Below are 16,687 nucleotides of genomic sequence, written 5' to 3'. Positions count from 1 at the left end.
TACTCTAAAAATAACCAATATGGATAAGTTTCTATTATTAGCCATGCTCTTGCTGCTCACCCATATTAGCCGGGGACAGCAGGTAGTAAAAGCGGGCGATCCTTCTCTCCGCTACGAACTCATTAAACCTTCTGTTAGTGTATATAAGATCACTGTGGCCGATTCTGCCGGGAAGGTAATGAGTGAATTTACGAGTCGCCACACGGTATCCGTGAACAGCACCAAAGGGTGGCTGATATTGACGCAGCAACTCAACCTGCCTGATGGGCGCACCCTGCTCGATTCTACCATTGCCAGCACTACTACGCTGGCCCCGGTACGCATGCGGATGGTGACTACCCCACACTTTATGAGTATGAACCTCGACTTCCGTAGCCGGGAAGTACATGTGGTGGCCGATAAATCGGGCCAAAAGATCGACACCTTGCATAAAATGGAAGAAGGCTACTTTGATTCCAACCTGTTGGAATACCTGTTTGGCCTGCTGCCTTATAAAAAAGGATTTAAAGCCACCCTCAACGCCTATACCTTCGAACGGAATGGTATGGACCCCTGGCAGGTAGAATATGTAGGAGACGATATGCTGGCTACCAATGCCGGAACAATCAATTGCTACATAGCCAAGGTAGGCAACGCCGGTAATGCACCTGACGCCATGACCTGGATAGAGAAATCAACCGGTAAAGTATGGAAACGGATCTTCCCCATGGGTAAGATGTATTACATCATTACCAAAGTATAGCCATGAAGATAGCTGTTAGGTTTTAGCTATTAGCTTTTAGCGAATGCCAATAAAAAAGCCATTAGGTGTAGCTAACAGCTAATACCTAATGGCTAACAGCTTTTTATATTAGTGCATACCGGGGAACAGCGGTCTTGCCACAGCTGCACGGAAAGGCCAGGGCACAGAAGCAAGGATCACGATCAGGGCCACTAGGAAGAACCAGAAGGCTTTCTTATGTGCCGTGTAGTCAACAGCTCTTTTTACCTTGCCACGGCCAATGGTGATGAGCACGATGGCAATGAGCATACCGGTAAGGTGCTCGATAGCGAAGAAACGATAACCGTCATCTCCCATAACTACCTTCATGCCGTTGTTCGTAATAAGTTTCAGTCCCCATGGGCCAACAAACCACTGGTACAAACCTACCAACAAAGTGATGTGCGCCGCAATCATCAGGAACAGGTCTACTTTTTTGTCACCGGCACTCACTTGTCTTTTGTTGTTCATACCGGAGAGGTGACGGAACAATGCCACCAACAATAAAATAAGGATTACCCAGCGAAGCAGATTGTGTAGATGCAGCAGACCTGTATACATATTAGTTCAGTATTGGAAGTGTAAAAAATTCAACAACCGACCAAAGCTACAACGCAAAAATCAATTAAAACAAGAATTGTCAGGAGTTTGTCACCTCTCGTCAGAAGCCACCCTTCGACAAGCTCAGGGTGACAATGATTGTTTACTCTTCCCAGTCTGCTAAAAATATATTGGTGTCACGCGTGCCGCCATTGTTGCGGTTGCTGCAGAATACGATCTTCTTACCGTTGGGGCTAAACATGGGGAAGGCATCAAACCCCTTATCCCGGCTGATCTTTTGCAGGTTGCTGCCATCTTCGTTGATCGTGTACAGGTTGAAAGGAAAGCCTCTTTTGTATTCGTGGTTGGAAGCAAAGATAATACGCTTGCTATCGGGCATAAAAGCTGGCGCCCAATTGGCCTGTCCATACGACGTAACCTGGCGGGCATTGCTGCCGTCGGCATTGGCCACCCACACTTCCATGCTGGTAGGCGCTACAAGGTTTTCGGCCAGCAGGTCTTTGTATTCCTTAATCGCCTCCTCTGTCTTCGGACGGGAAGCACGCCAGATGATCTTTTTGCCATCCGGACTAAACCAGGCGCCACCATCATAACCAAGGGTATTGGTAATGCGTTTTTCTTTACCGCTCTTCAGGTCCATAATATACAGGTCGATATCACCATCTTTTACACTTGTATAGATCATTTTGGTGCCATCGGGCGAAAGGGTGGCCTCTGCGTCGTACCCATTCGATTTGGTAAGCTGCTTTACGATCTTGCCATCCAGGTCGGCCATAAAAATATCGAAGCTGGAATAGAGCGGCCATATATATTTATTGCCATATTTGGAGCGATCTGGCACGGGCGGGCAATCGGCACTACCGAGGTGAGTAGAAGCATAGATCACATGTTTGCCATCTTTGGTAAAGAAACCGCAGGTAGTACGTCCTTTACCGGTACTTACCAGTTTGTACTCAAACTTTTCGCCATTGGCGGGCACTTTGCCCACATACATTTGATCGCAGGGAATGCCATCTTTGGCACTGGTACGTTGGAAAATGAGGTATTTGCCATCGTAGCTGAAATAGGCTTCAGCATTATCGCCACCAAAAGTTAGTTGCTGAATATTCTTAAAATGTGTTTCTTCGGGGTATAACAAAGTATCTCCGGCAGGAACAGTGGTTGCAGGAACCGGTGAAAGCGGTTTAAAAGCAGTAACGGCCACCAGTGCCAGTGCGCCTGTCAGGAAAAGGAATTGTTTCATTGTATTCATTTTTTTAATCAAAACCCGCTGTAAAAGCGGGGCAAAGGTATTTTGGAGGCGGTCCTTATTTGTCAGAATATTGTCATAAGCAACATCCCCAAAATCGGTTAGTTTTGTTCTATGATTATGATAAAGCGTTGGAAGACCATTGGATATTGCTTACTGGGCCTCCTGGTGGCCGGTTGTGGCCAGAACGACACAGGCACCACCCAATCTATATTATCAAAACCGCCATATGCAGGAATAACAGACAGCATCAAAGCTGCACCTCAAAATGCCGAACTGTACCTGACAAGGGGCATACGCCTTTCCCAAAACAACCAGCATGAACTGGCTACAGGCGACTATAAAAAAGCCTGGGAGCTGGCGCCTGATGAAGGTACTGCCCTGCAATATATTTCCAACCTGATGTTGGTTGATGAACCAGCTACGGCGGTTGAACTGTTAAAATCCTGTATTGAAAAGTACCCGGCTAACCCGTCCTTCCGCCGTCGGCTGAGTGAAGTGTATGCACAGGTAGGCGAAAGCGAGCAAGCGCTGGAACAGTATAATCAGTTGCTGGCAAAAGACTCCCTCGATTTTGAGACCTGGTACGAGAAAGGGAGCCTGCTGGTGCAATTGAAAGATACAGCGGCAGCGATAGCGGCCATGGAGCGTTCTTACTCCCTGCAACCTGCTAACTATACAGGTCTGCCGTTGGCCAACCTGTATGCAAATACTAAAAATCCAAAGGCATTGGAACTTTGTGATGCGCTGATAATCAGGGACACCTCCTATTTCAATGATGCCACCTTTTTGAAAGGCGTCTACTATTCGGATACCAAACAATATGCAGCGGCCCTGGAGCAGTTTGAAGAATGTATCAAACGCAACTGGAAGTTTACGGATGCTTATATTGAAAAAGGAATCGTACTGTATGATCAAAAACAGTATGACTCCGCGCTTGAAGTATTTAGCATGGCTGCCACCGTGTCCAATACCAGCCCTGATGCTTATTACTGGATGGCGCGTTGCTATGAAGCAACCAAACGGAATGATCAGGCGCTACAGAATTACCAGCGGGCGCTTTCACTGGATAAACAATTTACAGAGGCGAAGGAAGCCATTAAAAGATTGAAAGGTTAGTGCAAGTTAATAGGTTGACAGGTTGAAAAGTTAACAAGGAAAAATCCCGTATAAATGACCAACCTGTTACATTAACGTATCTCCTTATCAACTTTTAAACTTATTAACATATCAACCTTACTCAATGCCATTAATAGCACCATCACTGTTAGCCGCCAACTTCCTGAAATTGCAGGAGGAGTGCGATATGCTGAATGAAAGTGAGGCCGATTATTTTCACCTCGATGTAATGGACGGTGTTTTTGTTCCCAATATCAGTTTTGGATTGCCGGTAATCGAACAGATCCGTACTACTACTAAAAAGATCTGCGATGTGCATCTGATGATCGTACAGCCCGAGCGTTATGCCGAAGCATTCAAAAAAGCAGGCGCCGATATACTCACTGTACATATAGAAGCCTGCACGCACCTGCACAGAAATCTTCAGCAGATCAAATCGCTGGGTATGCAAGCGGGTGTTTCCCTCAACCCGCATACACCGGTAGACAGCCTCAAAGACGTATTGCAAGATATCGACATGGTATTGATCATGAGCGTGAACCCCGGCTTCGGCGGACAATCATTTATTCTTCAGACGATACAAAGGATCAGGCAGCTGCGCAAAATGATCGATGAGCAAGGACTAAATACCAGGATCGAGATCGATGGCGGTGTAACACTGGAAAATGCAGCCAGCATTGTAAGAGCAGGTGCCGATGTACTGGTAGCAGGCAGCACGGTGTTTAAATCAGCTGATCCCAAAGCCACTATCCGCCAGCTCAAACACATTGCATAGTGTAATTCGTGAATCATGGCCAAAGACCTATTTTCCCAACAGGCAGCCATCTATGCAAAGTATCGCCCGGTTTACCCGGCAGCTTTGTATGATCACCTGTCGGCATTGGCGGCCCATCATTCCACAGCCTGGGATTGTGCTACGGGCAATGGGCAGGCAGCCATTGAACTGGCGCGTTATTTCGACAAAGTATTTGCAACTGACATCAGCGAGAAACAACTACAGCAAGCAACTCTACGCGAAAAGATCACTTACTACATCGCTCCTGCGCACGCATCAGGTCTTCCGGATAAAAGTGTTGACCTCATTACCGTAGCACAGGCTTATCATTGGTTCGATTTTGAGGCTTTCCATCAGGAAGTAGTAAGAGTAGCAAAACCAGGGGCTGTTGTTGCTGTTTGGGGATATAGTCTTATACAAAGCGCCGATCCCACACTCAACACACTCATCTACGATTTCTACAAGCAAAAAACGGGACCGTATTGGGACGCGGAAAGAAGGTATGTAGATGACCATTATGCTACGGTAGCTTTTCCTTACCGGGAGCTCCCTGCTCCTGCTTTCCATATCGAAGTGCAGTGGACAAAAGAAGATCTTATAGGTTACTTCAACACCTGGTCCAGTATTCAGCATTTCATAAAAGCCAACGGCTATAATCCCATAGATGCATTGGCGGCAACTATCCAATCGGTATGGCCGAAAGCCGAAGCACGACCTTTTTATTTCCCACTATTTCTGCGGGTGGGCCTTGTGTGATCACCCTTCTGTCAAAACAATAAACAGCAACGCAAGAAGGAGCGCTACGCCTATGGTATTCCTTTTTTCTTTGTTCGTTACACCGAAAAAAGTGGATATATCTTTCCGCCATAGAAAAAAGGCTAATCCTCCGTGCAGAAATATGGTAAGCAAGAAAGTGGTCGGGTCTCCACGATGAATACGCAGGTACTTGAAGAAAGCAACAGACGACCACAACCCAATGATAAACGTAATAACATTATCAGCAAACAACAATATCCATCCCCAACGCTTTTGCTTTAACAGCAGGTAAAAGACAACTGGTATATACAACAGATACAACCCTTGAAGACCATGGGTATAATCAAATCCGCATTCACGGCAACCGAGTATACGAACAAAGTTTCTTACAGTTAAATAAAACGTCCATAAGTAATTCAATCCAACTACTACGAGGAAAATATTCAGCCACTTTACTGCTTTTATGTCCGGTCCGGGGTGAGTAATGGGTTCCAGAAAATCAGCTGCCTTCTCTTTGTAGGAATTTATCTTTTCTGTTTTACTCTTTGCTTTGTCTTCTATTTCCTGAAAGTAGCCCTCTGCTTCATCGATATCGGCCTGAGGCACCTCTCTTTCAGCCAGTAACCGGGTGGCAGCCTCTACAGCCGCCGGCTGATAACCAGTAGGGTTTCTGACAATCTTTAATAGCTCAACGTTTGACAGGGTTTTATACTGGTCGTAAAAATTAAAGTCCATGGGCATTAAAATACACATTGTCAGCCAAATATCCCAACGCGCTCTTTTCCCGGTTAACAGCACCATTTTGCCTGTTTGTCGTATTTAGCAATCCACGGCCTTCATTCACAGGTAGTTTTGGGTCAGCATTCAGTTAACAGGATTGGGTGCTTATCTAATACAGCAGGATATGAAAAAGGTCATTATTTTCTTAATACTTCTGACAGTCTTTGCTCCTTCGCTGGTTCATGCGCAGGATACATTATTACAAAACCTCCCGCCCACGTGGACGCTGGAGAACAGCATTGCGTATGCAAAGCAGCACAACATAACTGTCAACACGCAAAAGCTCAGCAGCCATTCGGCCAATGAAGACCTGCTGCAATCGAAAGCAGCCAGGTTGCCAAGCCTCGCGGGCCAGGTGAGCCAATCGATGGTAAACAGTACTAACACCGACCCAGTAGTGGGTGGTTTCCAAACGCAGGCCAACTTCAGCAGCAACTACTCGCTCAGCTCTTCCATTGTGTTGTTCAATGGCGGTTATCTGAAGAATGACATCAAGGCTAAAGAGCTTTCACTGAAAGCGGCCAACCTCACCGTGCAGGAAACAGAGAATGATATTACGTTAAGTATTACACAGGCATTCCTGAACATACTACTGGCTAAAGAGAATATTGTGAATATGGAAGAGCTGCTGGCCACTTCCCGGGCTCAATTGAAACAGGCGCAACAGCAGTTCGATGCCGGCAGTCTTTCCAGGAAAGATTTCCTGCAATTTGAATCACAGGTAGCATCTGACGAATACAACCTGGTGAATGCCAACAATACTTACCGGCAAAACAATCTTGCCTTAAAGCAATTATTGCTATTGCCTACTACTTATGATTTTGAGGTGACCGTGCCATCATCGCTTACTGTTGATGCTTCAGCACAGGACTTACTGCAAACACAGGCCGCAGCACAACAAAAAAGACCGGAAGTAGCTAATGGTGAGGTGGCCGTTCAACTGGCAGAGACTAACCTCGCCAAAGTAAAGGCAGGTACACTGCCTACTATAAGTCTTGGCGCTTCGCTCTCTACCGGCTATTCTGACAACCAGCGCAATGCTTACCTGAAGCAGTTGAACAACAACTTCTACCAATCATTGGGCGTCAATATGAGTATTCCCATCTTCAGCAAACGGGTCAATAAAACCAATATCGCTAAAAATAACATTCTCATCGAGCAGGCCAAGCTGGCACTGCTGGATACTAAGAATACCTTGAACCAGCAGATCGAGCAGGTTTATATAAACTGGCAAAACTCATTGGCGCAGTATACCGCAGCCAATACGCAAATGAAGGCGAGCGAAGAAACGTATAAGATCACCAATGAACAGTTGCAACTCGGATCTGTGAACATGGTAGAACTATTACAACAAAAGAATACATATGTGCAGGCTACCCAGGCATACGTACAGGCGAAATACAGCAGTATCCTGTATGGAAAGATCTATGATTTCTATGCCGGTGATCCGATCACTTTTTAAACAAAATTGACAATCAGCATAAAACGGATATACAATGAAAAAGGTAAAATGGCTAATCTGGGTGTTGGTGCTGGCAGCAGTGGGAGCAGGTATCTGGTACTGGAAGTTCAGGGAAGAGAAAACCACCATCATCCTGAATACGGAAAAACCGCAGTATGGTACTATTTCCAATACCATCACAGCTACCGGTACGCTGCAACCGGTGGATACAGTGGCTGTGGGTTCCCAGGTTTCGGGCACCATCAACAAGGTGCTTGTTGACTTCAACAGCACGGTAAAGAAAGGTCAGTTGCTGGCGCAGCTTGACAAAGCACTGTTACAGGCACAGGTGGAACAGATCAGTGCCAACCTGCAACAGGCGAAGTCGAACCTCGTTTACCAGCAAAGCAATTTTGAACGGCAGTCGAAACTGTACAATGTAGGCGCCGTCAGTAAGGCTGAACTGGAGACCGCGCAGTACCAGTATAATGCTGCGAAAGACAATGTGAACAGTGTAGCTGCGCAATTGTCTTCTGCCCATCGCAACCTGTCGTTCACAGATATTTATTCTCCCATCGATGGCACTGTACTATCACGTAGTATAAGCGAGGGGCAAACAGTGGCTTCCAGTTTCAATACGCCCACCCTGTTCAGCATTGCCAAGGACCTTACCAATATGCAGGTGCAGGCTTCTGTGGATGAAGCAGATATAGGCAATGTTGCACAGGGACAGCGGGTTATTTTCACCGTAGATGCTTTTCCTGAAGACACGTTCAGTGGCCGGGTGAAAGAAATACGGTTGCAGCCCTCCACCTCTGCCAATGTAGTTTCCTATACTACGCTGATCGATGCACCCAATGCCGATAAACGGCTCAAGCCTGGTATGACAGCCAGCATCTTCATCTATACCAAAGAAGTTGAAAACGCCCTGCTGGTGCCTGCGAGTGCTTTCACTTTTCGCCCGGACTCAGTGATCAGTAAATCATACACGATCGAAGGCAAGGAGAATCGCAAGCCACCGGCCAAGGTAGACAGCGGGCAGAAACGTACTGAAAAAGCAGGGTATGTGTGGGTGAAGAAAGACAGCAGTCTCATTCTGCGCCCGGTAGTGACAGGCATGAACAATGAAACGGAACGGCAGATCATATCCGGACTTAGTACTGATGATGTAGTGGTGACTGGTTATGAACAGCTGAAGGGCAAGCAGACCGCCAAAGCTAACAGTCCCTTTATGCCGCAGCGACGCCAGGGCGGTAGTGGTGGCGGTGGTAACAGAGGAGGCGGTGGTAATCGTCCTCCCCAATAACCCTTCGACAAGCTCAGGGCGACATCAAAAGGCTCCGGGCGACATCAACAACTTATACTTAATACTATGGCAACTACAATCCTCGATATAAAGAACCTGAAGCGTGAGTTTAAAATGGGCAGTGAAACGGTGCGTGCGCTGAAAGGTATATCATTCCACATCGAAGCGGGTGAGTTTGTGACCATCATGGGCAGCAGTGGATCGGGCAAGACTACTTTACTAAACATTCTCGGTTGCCTGGATAAACCTTCGGATGGTGAATTCCTGCTGGACAATGTAAATATAGGCAAGCTATCGCGTAACGACCTGGCCAGGATACGCAATCAAAAGATCGGTTTTGTGTTCCAGGCATACAACCTGTTGCCCCGCACCTCCGCATTGGAAAATGTGGAACTGCCCTTGTTGTACAATAAAGAAATAAGTGTGCGTGAACGGCACAAGCGGGCTATTGAATCCCTGGAAGCGGTGAAGCTGGCCGACAGGCTCGATCACCTGCCCAACCAGCTATCGGGTGGTCAGCAGCAACGGGTAGCTATTGCCCGGGCGCTGGTGAACCAGCCCGTTATGATACTGGCCGATGAGGCTACTGGTAACCTCGATACCAGGACCTCCTACGAGATCATATCATTGATGCAGGAACTGAACCAGCAACAGGGAAAGACCATTGTGTTCGTGACCCACGAACCAGATATTGCTTCTTTCAGCTCCCGTACCATCACCTTGAAGGATGGCCGTATTGTGAAGGATGTGAAGAATGAAAAGGTACGTTCGGCCCAGGAAGCATTGGCGGCATTGCCTGTACAGGATGACTATTAAATCGTTGTGTTATGAATGTATTCAATCTTTTCAGAATTGCCTGGCGTGCCTTGTTGCGCAACAAGATGAGGGCTTTCCTCACCATGTTGGGCATCATCATAGGCGTAGGATCGGTGATCACCATGGTAGCCATTGGTCAGGGTTCCAAGCAAAGCATCCGCGACCAGTTATCAACCATGGGCTCTAACATGATCACTATACGGCCCAGCAGTAATACAACTGTTGGTGGTGGTGCAAGACTTGGCTCTTCTGCACTGCAAACGCTGACGTTGCCTGATGTGGATGTTATTAAGAAACAAGCACAATACATCACTGAAATATCTCCAGCAGTAACTGCCAGTGGGCAGGTGATCAACGCCGCTCTTAACTGGCCCACCAGTATGCAGGGCGTGAGCCCGGGCTACCTCAACATCCGACAATGGAAGTTGAAGAGTGGTACTAACTTCACAGATGAGGATGTAAAGACGGCTAATAAAGTATGCGTCATCGGGCAAACCATTGTAGAGAATGTATTTGGCGCAGGAGAAGATCCCGTGGGCAAGTATATCCGCTTTAAGAAAATACCTTTCAAAGTAATTGGTGTATTGGAGGAAAAAGGCGAGAATGCTTTTGGCCAGGACCAGGACGATATTATCATGGCGCCTTATACTACTGTACAAAAGCGATTACTGGCTATTCCTTATGTGCAAACCATTTATGCTTCGGCCATCGATGAGCAAAGCTCCGCGCTGGCTACCGCAGAAATAACCAGTATTTTGCGTAAGCAGCATAAGCTGAAGGATTCCGATCAGGATGACTTTACCGTTCGTACACAAGCCGAGTTGATCAGCACCATCAGCTCTACCAGTGAGTTACTTACTGTGCTCTTGGCAGCCATCGCCGGTATTTCATTGCTGGTGGGCGGCATCGGTATCATGAATATTATGTATGTTTCCGTAAAGGAACGTACCAAAGAGATCGGTTTGCGTATGTCGATCGGGGCAAGGGGCATCGATATTTTGCTGCAGTTCTTAATAGAAGCGATCTTTATCAGTATCACAGGAGGTATTATAGGTGTGGCATTAGGTGTAGTGGCCTCCAATTTGATAACACTATTGTTGTCCTGGCCTACGCTGGTGTCGGAATCTTCGATCATTTTATCGTTCCTGGTTTGTGCATTCACCGGTGTATTCTTTGGTTATTACCCGGCAAGGAATGCGTCCAAGCTCGATCCTATTGAAGCACTGAGGTATGAATAACAAAGAAGTAAGAGGTATGAGGTAAGAAGTCTGATTTCAACTTGCAATTATGAGCAACGAATTAATATTGACGAATAAAAAACGCTGGCGGAGTGTTCTGTTTCATACGCTGGTTTGGATGGCAGTATTTTCACTGCCTTACCTGCTACGGCTTTACGACAGCCGGTTGCGGGAGAGCCCCAATGCGCTGCGGTATTTTTATCTCAGCAACCTAACCAGTATTTGCTGGGTGGCCATTTTCTATCTGAATGCTTATGTGCTCATACCAAAATTCCTGTATACAAAGCGGTATGGCATATTGGTGATCCTCTTGCTGGTTTTGTATGTGGCAGCTATTTCCATCCACTCCTTGTTTTATCAGTTGGTCATTATCGACCGGCCTTTCAGGCTGGTTAATGCTATCAGTTTCAACCTGCCCCCTTTCCTGATGTCGGTAGCCGCCAGTATTGCCTATCGCATGCTGGTCGACAAATCGAAGAATGATATGTTATTGCAGGCCCGGCAACAGGAAACCATGAAAAGTGAGTTGTCGTTCCTGCGCTCCCAGATAAGCCCGCATTTCATGTTCAACGTGCTCAACAATATGCTGGCCATGGCGCGTGCTAAAAGTGATCAATTGGAGCCAACTATCCTAAAACTCTCGTCCCTGATGCGGTATATCCTGTATGAGTCTGACGGGGATAAAGTGGAGATCAGGAAGGAAACGGAATACCTGCAAAGTTATATCGACCTGCAACGGCAGCGCCTGAGTAGTAAAGTAGCGCTACAGATCAACCTCAACACGTCCGACTCAGACCAGGAGATTGCTCCCATGTTGCTGATACCGTTTATTGAAAACGCTTTTAAGCATGGTACCGGGCATATTATAAAACCTGAGATCCAGATTGATCTTTATGTTAAGAACAACTTATTACATTTTACCGTACGCAACAAGTTCAACGCAGCCAGCACGGAAATAAAAGATAAAACTTCCGGCATCGGGCTGGCAAATGTAAAAAGACGCTTAAATTTATTGTATCCGGGCAGGCATACCCTGCTGATCACGGACAATGACAACTGGTTCACAGTGTCATTGCAGATAAACTTAGCCGATGACATTAAAATGCATAGCAGTTGATGATGAGCCGCTGGCTTTACAGTTGCTGGAAGATTATGTAGACAAAGTTCCTTACCTGCAGCTCGTTGCCACCTGTAGCGATGCCTTCGAAGCAACGGCCGTTTTACAGCAACAGGAAATCGATCTTGTCTTTATCGACATACAGATGCCGGGCCTTACAGGCATCCAGTTTATCCAAAGCCTTACGCATAAGCCCTTATTCATACTCATCACCGCTTATGAAAAGTTTGCGCTGGAGGGCTACACCCTGAATGTAGTAGATTATCTGCTAAAGCCCATTGCGCTCACCCGTTTTATGCAAGCCTGTAACAAGGCGCTTGAATTATACCAGTTAAAGCACGGACAAGGGCAGGCCACCCAGGACGCAGCCGGTTATTTCTTTGTCAACGTCGATTACAGCCTTGTAAAAGTGATGTACCAGGATGTGGTGTGGATAGAGGGGCTGCGCGATTATGTGAAGATCCACCTGAAGTCTCCCGCCAAGGCGCTGATGGTACGCTCTACGGTCAAGAATATGGAAGAAGAGCTTCCTGCTTCAAAGTTCCTGCGCATTCATAAATCCTATATTGTTGCGATCGACAGTATCTCTTCTATCAGAAAGAACAGTATTTTTATCGGGGATATGGAGCTTCCGGTGGGCGAAACCTACCGCGACAGTATTGCTCAGTTGACTAAAAGAAATATATAAGTATTCCGATGACAAAACTTCGTGCGGCCATCATTGGCTGTGGTAAAATGGCGCAGGTTCATGCGCAAGCCCTGATGAACATTGCAGAGGCTGAACTGGTAGCTGTTCAGAGCAGAAGCCTGGAGAAGGCCACTGCTTTCGGCGCTCCTTACCAGGCTCGTCCGTATACTGATATTGCGGAGATGATACGCCGGGAGAAAGTGGATGTGGTCGTTATTTGCACCCCCCACCCTGCTCATAAGCAGGCTGCTATTACTGCTTTTGAAAACGGCGCGCATGTATTGGTTGAAAAGCCGCTCGCCATCAGCCTTGTCGATTGTGATGCGATGATCGATGCGGCCAAAGCTGCCGGCAAACAGCTGGGCATGATCAGCCAACGCCGGTTCTTTCCTTCCTGCCTGCGTATAAAGCAGGCCATCGATGATGGCAAACTGGGCACTCCCATGCTGGGTTTTGTGGTGATGTATGGCTGGCGCGATGAAACGTATTATAAAAGTGATCCGTGGCGCGGCAAATGGGCAGAAGAAGGCGGCGGTGTACTTGTAAACCAGGCGCCTCACCAGCTCGACCTGTTACAATGGTTCATGGGTAGTGAGTTTGAAGAAGTGTATGGTGCGTGGAGCAATATCAATCATCCCTATATTGAAGTGGACGATACCGCTGTAGCTATTGTACGTTTTAAGAATGGCGCCGTTGCCAATATCATGGTTAGCAATGCGCAGAAACCCGGCATTTATGGCAAAGTGCACATCCATGGCTCCAATGGCGCTACTGCCGGTGTACAAACCGATGGTGGCAGCATGTTCCTGCCCGGCCGCTCTACCATTACTGAACCGCCATTGAATGACCTGTGGACGGTTGCTGGTGAAGAAGCATTACTGCAGCAATGGCAACAGGAAGACACCGCGCTCTTCAACTCTGTTAATCCTGTTGAGTATTTCATCCGGCTACAGCAACGCGATTTTATCCTTGCTGTTATAGAACAACGCAAGCCTCTTGTAAGCGGTCTCGATGGCAGAAGAACCGTAGAGTTATTCAACGCTATCTACCGCTCATCGCAGGAAAGGAAGCCGGTTAAATGGCCTTTGTAATCATTATCGCTTCAGCATCTGCCGCACTGTGCTGCCTTCAGGCGTTACCAACTCTATCGCATACACCCCTGCCGGCAACCCTGCCATATTTACATTTACGTTGGTATTGCTGGCTGCCTGCAATGTTTTCAGGCAAACTCCACTCATATTGAACACCCGCAACTGAAGGGATTGCTTCTTACGTGTATATACCTGCACATTCAATCCGGCTGTAACAGGATTGGGATAAATATCAAAAGTGCCCCACTCAGGATCTCCCGGACGTATTGTGTTACGGGGCTGTAAAGCAAGTGTTGAGCTGTACAGCACTACCATAGCCGTGTTGGCATCATCGAGCTGGTCTGTGACCATGCTTGCCAGGGTAGCCCGCTGAGCACCATCCATCAATAAAGGCTGCAAGAGTGAACCTGCACCAATATCATAGTAGTTTTGAGAAGCAAGGATATTCTGTGTCCAGTAAGCAGTGGTAGTATTGAAAATACCACTATACTCAGGATAGGGACCGGTAAGAGAAGTAGTGGCTTGCCCGTTGTTGTTATCAATATAATAGAACCGTGTAATATCTGCATTAAAAACATTCTCTTTGCCGGGCTCTCCCACAACGTATAAACCCATTGTAGCTGGAGCATCATGGTTGTAAAAAGCAATGCCTGTACCATCAGCTCCTGCAACGCCGAAGAATTGATTACTCACGAACCTTGCCGTATTGTGAACTTTGGGTATGGCTGATGATTGCAGCACTTTGGTATTAACAGTGATCAAACGGAAATCGTTGTTAGCAGCTGCGTCCCTGATAACAGGTGTAAAAGTGTTGTTATCGATAAGAACATTATTGTAATTGGCCAGGTTAATGTACCAGTTGTGGTTGTAGAAATTATTGTCTTTAAAAATGGTTTGCTTATTGGCTATATTATTCATTAGCCTCACCAATGGGAAATTAGGTACTACCGGCGGCAGGTAATTGAAATAATTGGATTCAACGAGCATGGTACCGGTACCATCATTGGTAGAAGACAACTCAACACCGCCTCCATTGAACTCATTGTTGCGGATAGTAATAGGCCCTCCCATGATAAAACGAAGGATTACATCGTGGTTGATCGTTTGCAATATATTCTTCTCCGCTACTGTGCCACCTACTTCAATATTACCTACATAATCTGCATAGACTGCCGCCCTGAAGTTAGCATCCATAACGCCATTCATAGCTGCCGTGGTGCCGGTAACGAAGTTGCCCGCTATTTTAATGTTGGACAATCCGGTACTCACCAGTGTATATTTCGACGCTCCATAGTTAATGGAAGGATTAATAGCAATGGCATTTGTCCGGGCATATACAAGTGCGAGGCCTGCCTGGACTGAAGGATATCCTCCATTGGCACTGGCCCGTATCTCATTGTTCAATACCTGCAAGCCGGAAGCATTTCCGGAAGTATGTATTGCTGAGTGTACAAGGTTTAGGTTTACTACAAACTTAATATTCCTGATCGTTACGTTCTGGGCTGTCACTTTAAACACAGTAGGCAATACAGTTCCTGCAGAAGTATAATTGGTGTTACTGATGACACCGGTAAAAGTTGCTGTAACGAGGTTGGAGTTTATACCATCGATGGTAACAGACTTATCGATCACTACCAACTCATCATAGGTACCGCTGGCCAGTTCAATCGTATTGCCTGCAGCTGCCATGGCAATACTATGGGTAATGGTACGATAAGGATTACCGATTGAACCATCACCGGAGCCATCACTGCCTGCAGTGCTTACATAAATTGTTTGTGAAAAAATAGGGAGGCATAGACTACACAGTAAGAGTAGTACACAATAATGCCGTAAAATTTGCGAATAGGGTAAAGGTTTTCGCATAGGTTTGGATTTAGTGCCGCGCCCAAAATAGAAAAAAAGACTGGTTTTTAATAGCCGCCGGCGATATAGGCATTCCCTGGCATATACAATCAGCTGAGGGATTACATCTTATGGTACATTTGCTCCAACACGCTCTCGGTTTCCATACGCCAATCGGGGGCACCTTTTGGCCAGTTGAACTCGTAATCTACGATCACCTTGCGCAGCACACCATATCCTTTCCGGGCATCGGCACTGTCATAAAAGCAACTAAGCCAGGATGGCCGGATGTCTTCCCAATCGGGCATACCGATGCCTCTTCTGTACCAGTCAAAAATGTCGGGTAATCCTGCATAGTTGATCGTCTTTTTCTGCCGCAGGATATTATCCCGGTAAAACAGTGTATAGAATTTCACGCATTGTTTTGCCTTCTGTGCGATGATACTATCACTCTCTGGCTTTTTAGGCTGTATACGCCACTGGTTGTTGGCAGGATGAAAAGGATCATTTAGTATATTCCTATGCACCAACCCGTCGGCAGCGAGGTTCAGGTACAACGGTTGTCCTGTCTCGTTCATAGTAATCAGCCGCATGCTGCGTGAACTGTATTCATAGATCTTCCAGGATACTTGTCCTGCTGCAGATGTTAGCTTTAGCTCCAACTCCTGTCCTATTTTGTTTACACGCCAAGTGCCAATGATGATATCTCCCCTGGGGTTCATAGAAAAAGTGCTGTCGGTGAAAAGATCAAGCCCGGGTGTAAAACGGTCACCGTTCTTATCTCTGAGTAACTCATCCGATGTAGCGCCTTCGTTGCCGGGCATTTCCCAGTGCTGGCAAAGTATGTCCAGCTCATTGCGCTTTTTGATGCCGGAGAATCTCGCCATACCCGTGTCGCCGGTGGCTACTGTTTCCTTCAAAATGTAGGGTGCATTGGGTTTGTCTTCGTTGTCCTTAACGGCAGCGGATTCTCCACAGGCCGTGATCAGCAGCAAAATGGTCAACAAACAGATGGCAGAGGTATAAAGCGTACGCATAATGGTAAAGCCGGTGGGTTATGGCTGTAATGGCCTGGGTTTTAGCTGCCAAAATAAAATAAATAATGGATTTTTCTGTTTTAGCCTTATCACAAATTCAACTAATTT

The 16,687-nt window shown here is 46.7% G+C and carries 16 protein-coding genes; 11 read left to right on the top strand and 5 right to left on the bottom strand.

What is annotated here, in order from left to right; genetic code table 11:
• The first annotated feature begins 19 nt into the window (after positions 1–19).
• The gene (locus AC5JBY_RS12510) at positions 20–742 is read left to right on the top strand and encodes a DUF3108 domain-containing protein (protein ID WP_495904934.1); all 723 of its coding nucleotides are present in this window, start codon (positions 20–22) and stop codon (positions 740–742) included.
• A 108-nt stretch (positions 743–850) separates the two neighbouring features.
• Here the strand turns inward: AC5JBY_RS12510 and AC5JBY_RS12505 are convergent, their stop codons facing one another.
• Together AC5JBY_RS12505 and AC5JBY_RS12500 are read right to left on the bottom strand one after the other, a co-directional pair.
• Positions 851–1,321, bottom strand: coding sequence for a hypothetical protein (locus tag AC5JBY_RS12505; RefSeq protein ID WP_495904933.1), 471 nt, complete (start codon positions 1,319–1,321; stop codon positions 851–853).
• A 142-nt stretch (positions 1,322–1,463) separates the two neighbouring features.
• Entirely contained in the window at positions 1,464–2,564 is a 1,101-nt protein-coding gene (locus AC5JBY_RS12500; RefSeq protein ID WP_495904932.1) for a TolB family protein, read from the bottom strand.
• 120 nt (positions 2,565–2,684) lie between these two features.
• Here AC5JBY_RS12500 and AC5JBY_RS12495 point away from each other — a divergent pair, with 120 nt between their 5' ends.
• The 3 genes from AC5JBY_RS12495 to AC5JBY_RS12485 all read left to right on the top strand — a co-directional run bounded on the left by AC5JBY_RS12495 (position 2,685) and on the right by AC5JBY_RS12485 (position 5,220).
• A complete protein-coding gene (locus tag AC5JBY_RS12495) occupies positions 2,685–3,689 on the top strand; it encodes a tetratricopeptide repeat protein (RefSeq protein WP_495904931.1) in 1,005 nt (334 codons plus the stop codon).
• A gap of 124 nt (positions 3,690–3,813) precedes the next feature.
• Entirely contained in the window at positions 3,814–4,464 is a 651-nt protein-coding gene (rpe, locus tag AC5JBY_RS12490) for a ribulose-phosphate 3-epimerase (RefSeq protein WP_495904930.1), read from the top strand.
• Between the two features lie 15 nt (positions 4,465–4,479).
• Positions 4,480–5,220: a class I SAM-dependent methyltransferase gene (locus tag AC5JBY_RS12485; protein ID WP_495904929.1), complete on the top strand. Its 741-nt coding sequence runs from the start codon at positions 4,480–4,482 to the stop codon at positions 5,218–5,220.
• On the opposite strand, the gene AC5JBY_RS12480 is transcribed toward AC5JBY_RS12485, so the two are convergent.
• On the bottom strand, positions 5,221–5,955 hold the full coding sequence (locus AC5JBY_RS12480; protein WP_495904928.1) for a hypothetical protein: 735 nt from the start codon (positions 5,953–5,955) through the stop codon (positions 5,221–5,223). It abuts the gene before it with no gap.
• 169 nt (positions 5,956–6,124) lie between these two features.
• Between AC5JBY_RS12480 and AC5JBY_RS12475 the strand changes: the two genes are divergently transcribed.
• The 7 genes from AC5JBY_RS12475 (at position 6,125) to AC5JBY_RS12445 (ending at position 13,697) form a co-directional block, all read left to right on the top strand.
• Positions 6,125–7,462: a TolC family protein gene (locus AC5JBY_RS12475; protein WP_495904927.1), complete on the top strand. Its 1,338-nt coding sequence runs from the start codon at positions 6,125–6,127 to the stop codon at positions 7,460–7,462.
• A gap of 34 nt (positions 7,463–7,496) precedes the next feature.
• Complete coding sequence (locus tag AC5JBY_RS12470; RefSeq protein WP_495904926.1) at positions 7,497–8,747, top strand: efflux RND transporter periplasmic adaptor subunit; 1,251 nt, start codon at positions 7,497–7,499, stop codon at positions 8,745–8,747.
• 66 nt (positions 8,748–8,813) lie between these two features.
• Positions 8,814–9,563 (top strand): ABC transporter ATP-binding protein, encoded by a 750-nt coding sequence (locus AC5JBY_RS12465; RefSeq protein WP_495904925.1) that lies wholly within the window; start codon positions 8,814–8,816, stop codon positions 9,561–9,563.
• 11 nt (positions 9,564–9,574) lie between these two features.
• Positions 9,575–10,801 (top strand): ABC transporter permease, encoded by a 1,227-nt coding sequence (locus AC5JBY_RS12460; protein WP_495904924.1) that lies wholly within the window; start codon positions 9,575–9,577, stop codon positions 10,799–10,801.
• Positions 10,802–10,850: 49 nt separating this feature from the next.
• Positions 10,851–11,918 (top strand): sensor histidine kinase, encoded by a 1,068-nt coding sequence (locus AC5JBY_RS12455; protein ID WP_495904923.1) that lies wholly within the window; start codon positions 10,851–10,853, stop codon positions 11,916–11,918.
• The gene (locus tag AC5JBY_RS12450; RefSeq protein ID WP_495904922.1) at positions 11,893–12,606 is read left to right on the top strand and encodes a LytR/AlgR family response regulator transcription factor; all 714 of its coding nucleotides are present in this window, start codon (positions 11,893–11,895) and stop codon (positions 12,604–12,606) included. Before AC5JBY_RS12455 ends, AC5JBY_RS12450 begins: the two co-directional genes overlap by 26 nt.
• Before the next feature lie 8 nt (positions 12,607–12,614).
• A complete protein-coding gene (locus AC5JBY_RS12445; RefSeq protein ID WP_495904921.1) occupies positions 12,615–13,697 on the top strand; it encodes a Gfo/Idh/MocA family protein in 1,083 nt (360 codons plus the stop codon).
• 3 nt (positions 13,698–13,700) lie between these two features.
• Here the strand turns inward: AC5JBY_RS12445 and AC5JBY_RS12440 are convergent, their stop codons facing one another.
• Together AC5JBY_RS12440 and AC5JBY_RS12435 are read right to left on the bottom strand one after the other, a co-directional pair.
• Positions 13,701–15,563, bottom strand: coding sequence for a T9SS type A sorting domain-containing protein (locus AC5JBY_RS12440; RefSeq protein WP_495904920.1), 1,863 nt, complete (start codon positions 15,561–15,563; stop codon positions 13,701–13,703).
• 101 nt (positions 15,564–15,664) lie between these two features.
• Positions 15,665–16,579: a hypothetical protein gene (locus tag AC5JBY_RS12435; RefSeq protein WP_495904919.1), complete on the bottom strand. Its 915-nt coding sequence runs from the start codon at positions 16,577–16,579 to the stop codon at positions 15,665–15,667.
• Positions 16,580–16,687: the final 108 nt, after the last annotated feature.

The organism is Paraflavitalea sp. (assembly GCF_059502485.1).
This window is presented reverse-complemented; position numbering and strand designations above follow the sequence as displayed.